Below are 13,291 nucleotides of genomic sequence, written 5' to 3'. Positions count from 1 at the left end.
ACTGCAACAGAATCTTATAACTAATTGTCTGAATATTGGAAATTAAGAGGTGGTTAAATGGACATTCACATCGTCTCGCCTAATGATTATGGGCAGATTCATCGACTGAGAGACTATTGCTTTCCAAATAAGTATACAGGGGCTCGTCGAGAAGATTTTCATTATTGGATTGAGCAAAGCACGACATTAGGTGCTTATGATCATAATAAAGTTGTTGGTCAGCTTTTAATATTGCCGTTAAATATAACGGTTCATGGGGTTTCTTATAAAATGGGAGGCATCGGCTTTGTTGCAACGTATCCTGAGTATCGACAGCAGGGTATTATCAAAAGGCTTATGACAGAAGCGCTACAAAAAATGCGAGACAATGGACAAACGATTTCAGTATTAGCACCATTTTCTGTGTCCTTCTATCGTTATTTTGGTTGGGAATTATTTTTTGAGAAGCTCCATTATACAATTCCTCAGACGCTTTTTCCCTCTTTAGGGAAACAAGTAGACGTCATGAAAAGGATGAGCTTTGAGTGGTTAGATCCTGCGCTCTTTCAGATGATTAAGGATTTTCATAATGCACAGGCAATCATTCGAAATGGTGGCATGGTAAGGGATGAAGGATGGTGGAAAAGACTTGAAAGAAGGAGTCCAGATAGTCACTTTGCAGTCTATTTTCAAGACAATAATATAGAGGGCTATATTCGTTATACGATTCAAGATGGGATATTTACTATCCAAGATTTTGTTGTAGCAAATCACTTAGCCGAACAAGCTATGTGGCGTTATATGACATCTCATGCAGCGAGTGTCAGTAGCATAACTGGGGTTACTAGTAATCATTATCCTTTTGGCTTTTATTTCAAGGAGCCACAATTCAAAAGAGAAGTCAAACAGGATGTGATGATTAGAGTAGTAGACGTTTTCGCATTTATGCAGCAGTATCCGTGGAAGGATATTCAAGAAACATTAACCATTCGTATTGAAGATCCATTTTGTCTCTGGAATGAGCATGTTTATCAAATAAATAAAAATGGTCAGGTCTCAATAATTGAGACAAATTCAGTCTCTGACAAGCATATGCTAACACTACCAATTAATCTTTTTTCTGCGATGATGGTAGGATATCTTTCTGTCAAAGAAGCGGTTGTCTATGCTAATCAACCTACGGCAGAAAAAATTATCGAACAGTGGCAACGGGCACTCCCTACTGAAAAGCCAGCATTTTATGAGTATTTTTAGGTAGTGAATAATAAGAAAATTTGAAATTTTTTTGGCTTTTTTTCTGGACTATACCAGTTGAGTATAACCATTAATTTTACGATAAAAGTAACATAGCCCAATTTTGTAAATAACTTGATTAATATAAATTTAATGTAAAATTTATATTGTGGTATATACCAATAGGTGCTATTCTCAAAATAAGTAAGCGATTACACAATCGAAGAAAATAAAAGGAGTGTATCGAATGAAAAACATCATGTTAGTGTGTGTAGCGGGTATGAGTACTAGTTTATTAGTGTCAAAGATGCAAAAAGCAGCTCAAGAGCAAAATATTGAAGCCGATATTTTCGCCATTGCTGAGGGAGAGGTTGAAAAGATCCTAGCGACAAAGAAGGCTGATGTTCTTTTATTAGGCCCACAGGTTCGTTATTTGAAAGGTTCATTTGAAACAAAATATAAGGATAAGGGCTTTCCAATCGATGTGATCAATATGGCGGATTATGGCATGATGAACGGTGAAAATGTCCTGAAACAGGCACTACAACTAATTGGATGAAAGAAGGGCAAAGGGGAATGGAAGATACAGCATTAATGGAGTCCATTATGGGACTGATTGTGCATAGTGGAAATACGAAAAGTGAGTGTATGGAAGCTATTCAACTAGCAAAAAAGGGGCACATTGAGGCAGCAAAAGAAAAAATTAACCTAGCGAATGAGTCATTAATTGATGCACATCATTCTCAAACGGGCTTACTGTCTCAAGAAGCAAGGGGAGAAAAAGTAGAGGTTTCGATGTTATTAATTCATGCGCAAGATCATTTAATGAATGCCATTACTTTTCGCGATTTAGCACAGGAAATGATTGAGCTATATGAACGAATCAAAGGGGAGTAACATCAAATTTTGATGTTATAAATAAAAAGCAAAGGGAGTGTATGTGAGTGTTCCGTTTTTTAGAAGAAAAGTTTGTACCGGTTGCTGCTAGGGTAGGGAATCAGCGTCATTTAGTTGCCATTCGTGACGGATTTATTACGATTATGCCTTTAACGATTGTGGGATCTTTGGCTGTACTTATTAACAATTTGCCTATCGATTTTTATCAAAATGCACTCGATGCCATTTGGAAACATGAGACATGGACTCAATTCGGCGGTAATATTTGGAGTGCTACATTTAATATCATTTCACTGTTACTTGCCTTTACCGTTGCTTATCATCTTGCAAAAAGTTATCAAAAAGATGGGCTGTCTGCTGGGGTCATTAGTCTATCAAGCTATATGACATTTGGAACTTTCGGGGAAGGCGGATTAACCGGCTTAACAACAGGTACCGGTGGAATATTTATTGCTCTGATTGTTGCACTACTTTCTACAGAATTGTTTTGTAGATTGTCTGGCAATCCTAAGCTACTAATTAAAATGCCTACGGGTGTACCACCAGCTGTTGCCAAATCATTTGCTGCGTTACTTCCTGCCATTATTACGATTGGAATATTTGCTATAGTACGTACAATTATTTCAGCAGGTTTTGATATACCTGATATTGTCGGATCCTTCTACTCTGCGGTTCAAGAGCCATTTATGGGTCTAACAAATACATGGCTAGCCGCTTTAATTTTGGCATTTATACCTACATTTTTATGGACACTTGGCGTACATGGAGCAAATATCATCGAACCATTTATGCAAACGATTAATTTACCCGCTATTAACGAAAACGTTGCAGCTATCTCTGCTGGTAAAGTTGCGCCTTACATTGTCAATAAACCATTCTTTGATGCTTTTATTAATATGGGAGGCTCTGGCACGACAATAGCACTTATTATTGCGATTTTCATATTTGCTAGAAAGAATAAGCAATATAATACAGTTGGGAAATTATCTGCAGCACCTGGGATTTTCAATATTAATGAGCCATTACTTTTTGGGTTACCAATTGTATTAAATCCGGTTTTATTCGTACCGTTCATTTTGACACCAATGATAAATGTAACCATCGCATTCTTTGCAACGAAATGGGGCTGGGTGCCAGCTGCTACCGTCTCACCACCATGGACAACACCGCCGATTATTAATGGATTTTTAGCAACTCAATCTTGGCGTGGTGCTGTTTTGAGCATGGCCTTAATTGTCATCGCTGTTTGTATTTATCTGCCATTTATCTCGATGGCAAACCGTATGGCAAGGCAGAATGAGCAAAAAGCTGCTTTAGAGGCACAGAGTGAGGAGTCTGTAGTGGAATCCAGAGGACAAAAAGTAGAAGTATAAGCGTCAAATTAACGGAGGGTTTGAAGTGAAAAGATTAGGAATCTCGCTATATCCGCAGCATAGTACGTTTGAGGAAATGAAGCGCTATGTTCAGCTGGCTCATGACAATGGCTTTGATCGTATTTTTACATGCCTAATGTCATTAAAACAGGATGAGGAGCGTCAAAAGTTACAGCAAATCAATGAATTTGCCCAACGCCTCGGCTTTGGCATATCCGCTGATATTGCACCAGGTGTTTTTGAAGATTTAGGGTTAACCTATAGGGATATTGGCTATTTAAAAGAACATTATTATTTGGCAGCCTTACGTTTAGATATGGGGTTTTCAGGTCAGGAAGAAGCGTTGATGTCGCTTGATGCAAGTAATCTAAAAATAGAATTAAACATTAGTAATGGTACGAAGTATGTAGATAATATTCTCTCTTATCAGCCCAATAAGGAGAACATTATTGGCTGTCATAATTTTTATCCAAGACGCTTTACTGGGCTATCTCGTCAGCATTTTTTACAAACGTCTCAACACTTTAAAGCACACAATGTGAGGACAGCAGCGATGATCTCCTCGCAACATGGTCAATTTGGACCTTGGGAGCAAACAGAGCACGGGTTACCTACATTAGAGGAACACCGTCATCTCCCAATCACTGTACAGGCGAAAGATTTATGGCATACGGGGTTAATTGACGATTGTATTATTGGCAATATGTTTGCTTCTGAGGAAGAACTACGTGCATTAGGACAATTAAATCGTAATAAGCTTGAGTTAAGAGTTGTCCAGTCTGAAGACACGAGCATTTTAGAGGAGACGATTCTTTATAAAGAGCCTCATTTTAATCGAGGTGATGTGTCTGAATACGTGATTCGGAGCACCCAGTCCCGTGTGAAATATAAAAATGGAGATTTTCCTGTGCATGATATACGGCCATTAAAAACAGGAGATGTCACGATTGATAATAATTTAGATGTTCGTTATAAGGGAGAGCTACAGATTGTGCTAAAGGACATTCCGAATACAGGATCGAGTAATGTTGTAGCTCGCATTGTGGAGGAAGAACAATTTTTATTGACACATATTCAACCATGGTCAACATTTGGGTTTACAAAGTAAAGAAGAGTGAGAAAGAGATTGAGTCATCAATCTCTTTTCTTTATGGTGGTCTTACATATTCCGTAGGCAATTTGGATTTTTTCTTTATATTTTTCTCTTGAACAATAACATGATAAAATGTAAGATAGGTTTTGATTTTATCTTAGTATATAACTAGGTTTACTAATAAAATTTCATAGATGGAGAGTGTCAGGATGTTACATCAATTTTCACGTAACGAGCTCGCAATAGGAACAGAGGGTCTCGAGAAATTAAAAAATACAACGGTTGCCATTCTTGGTGTGGGTGGTGTCGGTTCATTCGCGGCTGAGGCATGTGCACGAAGCGGAATCGGCCGTATTATTCTAGTCGATAAGGACAATGTAGATATCACAAATGTCAACAGACAACTTGTCGCATACCTATCAACAGTTGGTCAATCAAAATCAGCTGTCATGAAAGAGCGTATTGCAGATATTAACCCAGCATGTGAAGTGATTGACATGCACATGTTTTATACGGAAGAAACCTATGAAGAATTTTTTGCACAAGGCATTGATTATGTAATTGATGCAAGTGATACAGTGATGTATAAAATTCATATAATGAAGGAATGCTTAAAGCGTAATATTCCTATTATTTCAAGCATGGGTGCAGCAAATAAGATGGACCCTACTCGCTTCCAAATTGCAGATATTTCAAAAACACATACAGACCCATTGGCTAAAATCATTCGTACTAAGCTACGTAAAGAAGGTATTCATAAGGGTGTTACGGTTGTATTTTCAGATGAAAGTCCAATTGTCGTACGTCCAGATGTTGTCGAACATGTAGGTAAGCCTGATGCAGCAATTCGCAAAGCAAAGATGCCGCCTTCATCTAACGCCTTTGTACCGTCCGTAGCGGGTTTAATTGCAGCAAGCTGGGTAATCAATACCATCCTAAAAGATGTAAAAATTACGCGCGTACAAGGTTAATACCATTTACGTGCTTTGGTAATAGTCAAAAAACAGCATAAATGTTCATATTCGTAGAAGTAGCTGCCTTAATTGTATTTAGAGGTAGCTACTTTTTCTATGTTACAATTAGACCGTTGTAAAAAAGGAGGCGTATACAAATGGAAAAAATTTATCAAATGGAATATAGAGGTTTAAATCTTTTCGACGAGATTAGCACAGTAGAGTTAGCTATTGATGAAGAAAACCAAACTATACATATTTTTGATGTTGGACAGGTTGTCAGCCCCATTTTTAATTTTGATGTATCAGCCTACGAATTGTCAGATGGTTTTTATAAAATGGCTGATGTTCTGCGACATAAAAAAATCTTAACAAATCAACAAGCAGGTAGTGATTTAACATTAAGTGAATGGTTAATTATGAACAATGCTTATTTTTATATACCCCAAAAGCGCATTAAAAAATATGTGTATGGAAGTATTATCGAAATCATCGATCGAGCAAAGGATCCATGGTTATTTGATGAATATGTACAAAGGGTATAATTTTACCAAAATAGTTCCCCTTATGTACATAAAATGCTATTAATTCACGAAATTGTCTTATTTTTTTCATGTCCACACTACTTCATATGGTTTATTGCTATAATTTAAATCATCCATTAGATAATCGATCAGTTTGTTTGGTTTGCTTGGTGCTACTCAGTGAATAGCCAGGAAGTTAAACAGCAAATGACATATGGGAGAGTGGGGAAATGGAAATTCAAGTAATTCGTGATCATTTAGATATTGTCAAACTTCAAGAGAAAATGAATGCCATTGTATTTGACTATTTGGATACATCCAACAATTATCCGAAAGCCATGAGAGAATTGAATCCTTTATATATACAAGTCACAACCTATTATAAGGAATATGTTAATCAGCGGGCAGGGGAATTACCAAAAGCAAATACGTATTGGCATTTATTTATCGATTGTTGTGCAAAATTATGCTACTTTTTAGCTGCATCGACCTATTATTCTTCGAATGCTTTACAAAAAACGCCTGAAAAAGTAGAGCATTTATTAAAAATAGCAGCCTATTCCTTACCAAGTATTGAGCAGGAAGAGAATGAGCAATTATTAGAAGATATCATTGCTCTTTTAACTGAAGTGCTAGAGGATGAAGAACAAGCAACAATCATACGCAACGAGGTGCTGTCACAGAAAGGTGAAGTGAAGCAATGTCTTCAACAGTTTAAATTATTTGTTGATCAGGAACTTTCTTCTTAGACCTTTGACAATAATAGACTATCTATTTTCTGAAAATAGCCTATACGTCAAGAATCTACGTAACTAATTGTAAATAAATCAGTTTTTTCTACAATGTTCGATGTGGAAAGAGAGTGATTTACTTGCTTTTTTAGTGGCGTGGATTCTTTTTTTTATTGTGGGGAAAGTAAAAAGACATATTTTCTTGAAAGGTATTTATGTATTTTTGTCGAATTATAGTTAGAAAATTGGTAATATATGTGCTCGCGCTGTAAGAACTTATTGGAAGGGGGCTAAGCAATGATTGTAAATGGAATAGAAATAGATTTGGCGAATTTGGAAAAACCTCTTTTATTAGTTAGTGAGGAAGATGAACTATTATTTCAACAGCTTATCCAACCGACAATTGAACAGGAGCTTATTCAATGTCAATTAGCGCTCTCAACAAGGAAATCTATTTCATTGGTCAAAGATATTTGGTTGGCTATGTATAGAGATCGGGAAAAGCTGTACATCAATAGCGGCCATGCCATGCTTTATCCAATTCGTTTAATTCTTTTTGAACTAGTCACACAAGCAGAATATTTCCAACGCTTGGCAAAAAAATCACGTGGCGATGAATGTCTTTCCCTTATCTATGCAATGATTCTTTTGCAATTTGTCTTGCAGTGGTTAAAAGATCGATTTAGTGGAAATCAAGAGGTCTATGGTGCATTAAAACGGTTATACAGAGTGTCGGATGATGAATTAAGTACGGACCCCTCCTGTGAAACAAGAGAACAAAAAATTGCACAAGCAATTGCTGTAAAAGCAATTCGCTTTGAGGTAAGAGAAAACAATCAAGAGTTCGCGAGCTTATTGTATCAGTCGTATAATTTAATTGTCTTTTTGCATAGTAAGGCAGATAAAGGAGATGTAAAAGAATCCATTTTGCCATCACTTCGACATTTAGCAGAACCATTAAATTTGTTTTACCAAGAACGCTACACAACAAATAACCCGAGCTTTACAGGTTGATTGCTAGAGCAGCCTATCCTGTTGTTAGATAAAAAGCAAAGTCATTTCAATTCCTTGAGATAGTGACTTTGCTTTTGTGTTTTATTATTTCTTATATTGAAATGATTTGAGTTTGTCGTAGATACTGGCCATGCGTTTTTCCTCACCAGCAATAACAGGCTTGTAGAATTCAGTGCCTACAAGTTCGTCTGGCAAGTATTGTTGGTTTACCCAACCACCAAAAGTACCAATCGGTGTGTTATGAGGATATTGATAGCCAACATGTCCTAAATCTTTGGCACCCTCGTAATGAGCATCTCGCAAATGATGTGGAATATCGCCTATTTTGCCTTCATGAATAGCCTTAATGGCAGCATCAATTGCCACAATGGCTGAATTGGATTTTGAGGCAAGGCACATTTCGATGACAGCACTTGCAAGTGGGATACGTGCCTCTGGTAATCCTAGTCGTTCGGCTGCTTGAATAGCAGCTAACATATGAGGTCCGACTTCGGGATTAGCCAGACCAATATCCTCATAGGCCATAACAAGGAGGCGTCTGCTGACAGCCACTAAATCGCCTGTTTCCAATAAATGCGCTAAATAATACAAAGCAGCATTGGTATCACTGCCACGCACAGATTTTTGCAGGGCTGATAGTAAATTATAAAAATGTGATCCTTTTTTATCGCCATATACACCAATTCGACTGATGAGATGTTCAATGACATGGTCGGCAGCAATCGTTTGCCCATCCACCTCGTCACTGGCATAATAAATGGATTCAAGCAAAGTTAATGCCTTTCGCGCATCTCCGTTTGCTGCGGCTGCAATTTGTTCAATTTGTGATGGTGTTAAGGCAAAATGATATTTGCCTAGTCCCCGTCTTTCATCAGCTAATGCTTTTTCGATTAATTCGATTAAATTTTCCTTCGTTAAACGTTTTAGCTGATAAATTTCGCCACAGCGTGAACGAATCGCTGGATTAACATCATGATACGGATTTTCTGTCGTGGCACCAATTAATACAATCGATCCATTTTCTACATGTGGTAACAGCGTATCCTGCTGTAATTTATTGAAGCGATGAATTTCATCCAAAAAAAGAAGCACTTTCCCTGAAATTCTGGCTTCTTGGACAATATCTTCCACATCCTTTTTGCCAGCTCGTGTGGCATTAAGTGCGAAGAAAGGGAGCTTGGAACTTCCTGCAATGGCATTGGCAATGGATGTTTTACCGATTCCAGGTTCTCCATATAGCAACATGGAAGGGACATGTTCATTTTGAATCATTTTATAAAGGGCGGTGTTGGGACCAATGAAATCCTGATGACCAACAATCTCATCAAGGGTTAAAGGTCGCATTCGAAAAGCGAGTGGTTCATTGTGCAAAATAACTTCCCCTTTCAGTCGTTGTCATTTTTTTGCTTCATCCATTTTTTTACGCTAAAATAAAGCACTCATATAGCTTTTGAACGATTTTATATCGCTTTAATAAGTATATCATATCCTTCTAGGTGTATTTCCGAGTTCATCAAGAGGAGATTATGATATACTGTTGGTAGTATTTTGACTAGACTAATTGAGGGTGATAAAATGAAAATTTCAACAAAGGGCCGTTACGGGCTTACAATTATGATTGAATTAGCAAAGCATTATGGGGAAGGACCAATTCCTTTGCGTAAAATTGCTGCGGAAAAGGAGCTTTCAGAAGCATATTTAGAGCAATTAGTATCTCCGCTTCGTAATTCAGGCCTAGTAAAAAGTGTACGTGGTGCTTATGGTGGTTACATGCTAGCTAATCCACCTAGCGAAATTTCAGCGGCCCATGTTATTAGTGTGCTAGAAGGACCTATTCAACCAGTAGAGGGCATTGAAAATGAAGAAGCACCTCAACGTGAGTTATGGCTACGTATTCGCGATGCAGTAAAAAATGTGTTAGATACAACGACCATTGAAGATTTAGCACAATATACAGAAGAAAATGTAGTGGAAGGCTACATGTTCTATATTTAAAATAGTTTAAGCTAAAGCGCTACTCCTGCATTCACTTCATCTTTTAGGGAGATTGTGAACGATTCACATCTCAATAACTATTTTACGATGAGTGATGTGGGTTTTGTGCTTTTATCTCGATTCAGAAATGTTTTTTGTCCTAAAATGAACCACCAAGTACGGAAGACTCCCCTCTCATAGAGGAGCGAGGTATACTTGTATTGATTTTGCAAGCATTAACTGAATCAAGCGAAAGCCTCTGGCGGATGTCACAGAGTTTGAAAAGGGCTTTTCGAGCGAGCTCGAAAAAATCCTGACTTAATTATGCCGAGGTGTAATTGATAAAAAGGAGTTTTCAACATGAATTCATATATCTATCTCGATCATGCGGCCACGTCTCCGATGAATGGCCAAGTAATAGAGGCGATGACGACTGCTATGCAGGAGGTATTTGGCAATGCATCGAGTATTCATAAAGCAGGTCGAGAGGCAAGAAAATATCTAGATGATGCACGTGAGCTATTGGCGAAATCAATTGGTGCGCAAGCAGGGGAAATTATTTTCACAAGTGGTGGCACAGAAGCTGACAATATGGCAATTTTAGGGACTGTCTATGCCCGTGCAAAGGAAGGAAAACACATCATTACAACGCAAGTAGAGCATCATGCAGTATTACATACTTGTGAAAAACTTGAACGTGATGGCTTTGAGGTGACCTATTTACCTGTCGATCAAAGAGGGCGTGTCGCGGTTGAGGATGTCCAAAAAGCCCTTCGTGAAGATACTATTCTAGTGACAATTATGTATGGAAATAATGAAGTTGGAACGATTCAGCCAATTGCGGAAATTGGTGAGCTATTGCGTGAGCATCCTGCCACTTTCCATACAGATGCGGTTCAGGCTTATGGCTTAGAGCGCATTGATGTAAATGAATTACAGGTGGATTTATTGAGTGTATCTGCTCATAAAATCAACGGTCCAAAAGGTGTTGGATTCCTTTATCAAAAATCAGGAACACCGTTAGCAAGTTATGCTCTTGGAGGCGCACAAGAGAAAAAACGTCGTGCAGGTACTGAAAATATACCTGCCATTATTGCTTTTGCGACAGCAGTGCAAGTTGCAAATGAGTTGCGTGAAGAAAAGCGTTCACTATACAATCACTTTAAGCAAATTATGCTTGCTGTTTTTTCACAGCAAAAGCTAGCATTTCATGTAAATGGTGATGAGGTACATTCGTTGCCTCATGTTTTAAATATTAGCTTTGCGGGCATGGAGGTAGAATCGTTTTTAGTGAACCTTGATATGGCAGGTATTTATGTTTCGAGTGGTTCGGCATGTACTGCAGGATCGATTGATCCTTCTCATGTGTTAGTAGCAATGTTTGGACAAAGTGCAGAGGAGCTACGAAACTCCATCCGATTCAGCTTTGGGCAGGGTTTAACGGAAAAGGATATTCGAGATGCGGCAGAAAAAACGGCTCAAATTGTGAAAAAACTAGCTAAAAAATAATTTGCAAAATACCAATGTTATGTTTCGGTAGAATATTGAAACATAAACTGTAATTAGATAAAAGAAAAGGTGACCACAATGAAAGAAACACGTGACCCCTCTCAAATTCGAGTTGTTGTCGGCATGTCAGGTGGGGTAGATTCATCGGTGGCGGCATACTTGTTAAAACAACAAGGATATGAAGTAATCGGGATCTTTATGAAAAACTGGGATGATACGGATGAAAACGGTGTTTGTACAGCAACGGAAGATTATGACGATGTGATAAAAGTATGTAATCAAATTGGTATCCCATACTATGCTGTCAATTTCGAGAAACAATATTGGGATAAAGTTTTCACATACTTTTTAGAAGAATATAAAGCAGGGCGTACACCAAATCCTGATGTTATGTGCAATAAAGAAATTAAATTTAAAGCATTTTTAGAGCATGCCATGAACCTTGGTGCTGATTATTTAGCGACAGGTCACTATGCACGAATTGATCGTAGTGGTGATGGTGAAGTTAGAATGTTACGTGGCGTTGATGATAATAAAGATCAAACATACTTTTTAAATCAATTATCACAAGAGCAATTGGCGCATGTAATGTTCCCAATTGGTGATATAGAGAAAAAAGAAGTACGAAAAATTGCAGAAGAAGCAGGACTTGCTACGGCCAAGAAAAAAGATTCAACAGGCATTTGCTTTATCGGTGAACGTAATTTCAAAGAGTTCTTAAGTCAATATTTACCAGCTCAACCTGGGAAAATGGAAACAATGGATGGCGTTGAAATGGGCCAACACGATGGTTTAATGTACTATACACTTGGTCAACGACACGGGCTTGGTATTGGTGGGGACGGCGAGCCTTGGTTTGTGCTAGGAAAAGATTTAGCGCGTAATGTTCTACTTGTCGGACAAGGCTTTGACAATGAATATTCGTATTCAACATCATTAACAGCAGTGAAAATGAACTATACTTCGACAAAAAAATTGCCTGGGAAATTTTCTTGCACAGCAAAATTCCGTTATCGTCAAACCGATACACCAGTAGAAGTTGAAATTTTACCAGATGGGCGTGCCCATATTACCTTTGCAGAGCCTGTCCGTGCTATCACTCCAGGACAAGCTGTTGTTCTTTACGATGGAGAAGAATGTATGGGTGGCGGAACAATTGACGAAGTCTTTAAAAGTAATGAAAAACTAACATATGTTGGATAAATTGCGTTAAGACTGCTTTTATGGCCTCTTGGCTTCCTAAAAGCAGTCTTTCGCTACATAGAGGTGAAGAATAAATGAATTATAATGAACAGGGCATCCAAGCATTTCAAGAAAAACGTTATGAGGATGCTGCTCAACTATTTACAAAAGCAATTGAGGCAGAGCCTGAAAATGCTCTTGGCTATGTAAATTTCGGCAATTTATTAGCCGTATTAGAGGATACTGAACGTGCAGAACGTTTCTTCCAAAAGGCAATTACTGTGGATGAATCAGCAGCTACAGCCTATTACGGTCTAGCCAATTTATATTACAATGCTGAACGCTATGCTGAGGCTGTGAAGCTATATGAGCAAGCGCTAAAACATCATATTGAAGGTGCCGATGTCTATTATATGATGGGGAAATGCTTTGAACGTATGGATAACACAAAATTGGCATTACCTTATTTACAACGTGCTGTAGAAATTGCTCCAGAGGATACACAGATTCGTTTAGCCTATGCGATCGTACTATGTGCATTAGAAATGTTTGAGGAAGGGAAGAAGGAACTGGATCTCTTGATTGAACAGGATTGGAATAATGCAGATGCACATTATAATTTAGGTGTACTATATGCCGTGTCCACTGAACAAACAGAAGATGCAATGTATCATTTGAAACAAGCCTTTACATTACAACCTGAATATGACCAAGCGCGTTATATTTACGATATGATTGCTCAACGATTTAACTGATTAGATAATAAGCAGCGAGTGAATGTTGATTTACATTCTTGCTGCTTTTTTATTGATTTTATCTAGTAAAACAG

14 protein-coding genes are annotated in these 13,291 nt (G+C 37.9%); 13 read left to right on the top strand and 1 reads right to left on the bottom strand.

The window, feature by feature from the left end; all coding sequences use genetic code 11:
* Positions 1 to 57: 57 nt before the first annotated feature.
* The 9 genes from MKZ14_RS15155 (at position 58) to MKZ14_RS15115 (ending at position 7,797) form a co-directional block, all read left to right on the top strand.
* On the top strand, positions 58 to 1,233 hold the full coding sequence (locus MKZ14_RS15155; protein WP_339280192.1) for a GNAT family N-acetyltransferase: 1,176 nt from the start codon (positions 58 to 60) through the stop codon (positions 1,231 to 1,233).
* Between the two features lie 226 nt (positions 1,234 to 1,459).
* Positions 1,460 to 1,771, top strand: coding sequence for a PTS sugar transporter subunit IIB (locus tag MKZ14_RS15150; protein ID WP_016991624.1), 312 nt, complete (start codon positions 1,460 to 1,462; stop codon positions 1,769 to 1,771).
* 17 nt (positions 1,772 to 1,788) lie between these two features.
* Positions 1,789 to 2,109: a PTS lactose/cellobiose transporter subunit IIA gene (locus tag MKZ14_RS15145; RefSeq protein ID WP_016991623.1), complete on the top strand. Its 321-nt coding sequence runs from the start codon at positions 1,789 to 1,791 to the stop codon at positions 2,107 to 2,109.
* 47 nt (positions 2,110 to 2,156) lie between these two features.
* Positions 2,157 to 3,482, top strand: a complete 1,326-nt coding sequence (locus MKZ14_RS15140) for a PTS sugar transporter subunit IIC (protein ID WP_016991622.1) — start codon at positions 2,157 to 2,159, stop codon at positions 3,480 to 3,482.
* A gap of 25 nt (positions 3,483 to 3,507) precedes the next feature.
* Positions 3,508 to 4,590: a MupG family TIM beta-alpha barrel fold protein gene (locus MKZ14_RS15135; protein WP_339280191.1), complete on the top strand. Its 1,083-nt coding sequence runs from the start codon at positions 3,508 to 3,510 to the stop codon at positions 4,588 to 4,590.
* A gap of 194 nt (positions 4,591 to 4,784) precedes the next feature.
* Complete coding sequence (locus MKZ14_RS15130; protein WP_339280190.1) at positions 4,785 to 5,546, top strand: tRNA threonylcarbamoyladenosine dehydratase; 762 nt, start codon at positions 4,785 to 4,787, stop codon at positions 5,544 to 5,546.
* A gap of 140 nt (positions 5,547 to 5,686) precedes the next feature.
* Positions 5,687 to 6,073: a hypothetical protein gene (locus MKZ14_RS15125; protein ID WP_333004799.1), complete on the top strand. Its 387-nt coding sequence runs from the start codon at positions 5,687 to 5,689 to the stop codon at positions 6,071 to 6,073.
* A 209-nt stretch (positions 6,074 to 6,282) separates the two neighbouring features.
* Positions 6,283 to 6,801, top strand: a complete 519-nt coding sequence (locus tag MKZ14_RS15120; RefSeq protein WP_016991619.1) for a hypothetical protein — start codon at positions 6,283 to 6,285, stop codon at positions 6,799 to 6,801.
* A gap of 279 nt (positions 6,802 to 7,080) precedes the next feature.
* A complete protein-coding gene (locus MKZ14_RS15115; RefSeq protein WP_339280189.1) occupies positions 7,081 to 7,797 on the top strand; it encodes a hypothetical protein in 717 nt (238 codons plus the stop codon).
* Between the two features lie 84 nt (positions 7,798 to 7,881).
* Here the strand turns inward: MKZ14_RS15115 and MKZ14_RS15110 are convergent, their stop codons facing one another.
* Positions 7,882 to 9,168 carry a replication-associated recombination protein A gene (locus MKZ14_RS15110; RefSeq protein WP_339280188.1) on the bottom strand — a complete coding sequence of 429 codons (1,287 nt, stop codon included), beginning with the start codon at positions 9,166 to 9,168 and terminating at the stop codon, positions 7,882 to 7,884.
* Positions 9,169 to 9,372: 204 nt separating this feature from the next.
* On the opposite strand from MKZ14_RS15110, the gene MKZ14_RS15105 reads away from it, so the two are divergent.
* From MKZ14_RS15105 to MKZ14_RS15090, 4 genes are all read left to right on the top strand, one after another.
* On the top strand, positions 9,373 to 9,792 hold the full coding sequence (locus MKZ14_RS15105) for an Rrf2 family transcriptional regulator (RefSeq protein ID WP_004226809.1): 420 nt from the start codon (positions 9,373 to 9,375) through the stop codon (positions 9,790 to 9,792).
* Between the two features lie 339 nt (positions 9,793 to 10,131).
* Positions 10,132 to 11,280 carry a cysteine desulfurase family protein gene (locus MKZ14_RS15100; RefSeq protein WP_016991616.1) on the top strand — a complete coding sequence of 383 codons (1,149 nt, stop codon included), beginning with the start codon at positions 10,132 to 10,134 and terminating at the stop codon, positions 11,278 to 11,280.
* 78 nt (positions 11,281 to 11,358) lie between these two features.
* Positions 11,359 to 12,483: a tRNA 2-thiouridine(34) synthase MnmA gene (mnmA, locus tag MKZ14_RS15095; RefSeq protein WP_036076246.1), complete on the top strand. Its 1,125-nt coding sequence runs from the start codon at positions 11,359 to 11,361 to the stop codon at positions 12,481 to 12,483.
* A 74-nt stretch (positions 12,484 to 12,557) separates the two neighbouring features.
* Positions 12,558 to 13,217 carry a tetratricopeptide repeat protein gene (locus MKZ14_RS15090; protein WP_016991615.1) on the top strand — a complete coding sequence of 220 codons (660 nt, stop codon included), beginning with the start codon at positions 12,558 to 12,560 and terminating at the stop codon, positions 13,215 to 13,217.
* Positions 13,218 to 13,291 lie beyond the last annotated feature (74 nt).

Origin of the sequence: Lysinibacillus sp. FSL P2-0066, from assembly GCF_037969495.1 — a bacterium.
GTDB lineage: Bacteria > Bacillota > Bacilli > Bacillales_A > Planococcaceae > Lysinibacillus > Lysinibacillus boronitolerans.
Note: the sequence above shows the minus strand (reverse complement) of the source record. Positions and strands in the feature narration are given on the sequence as shown.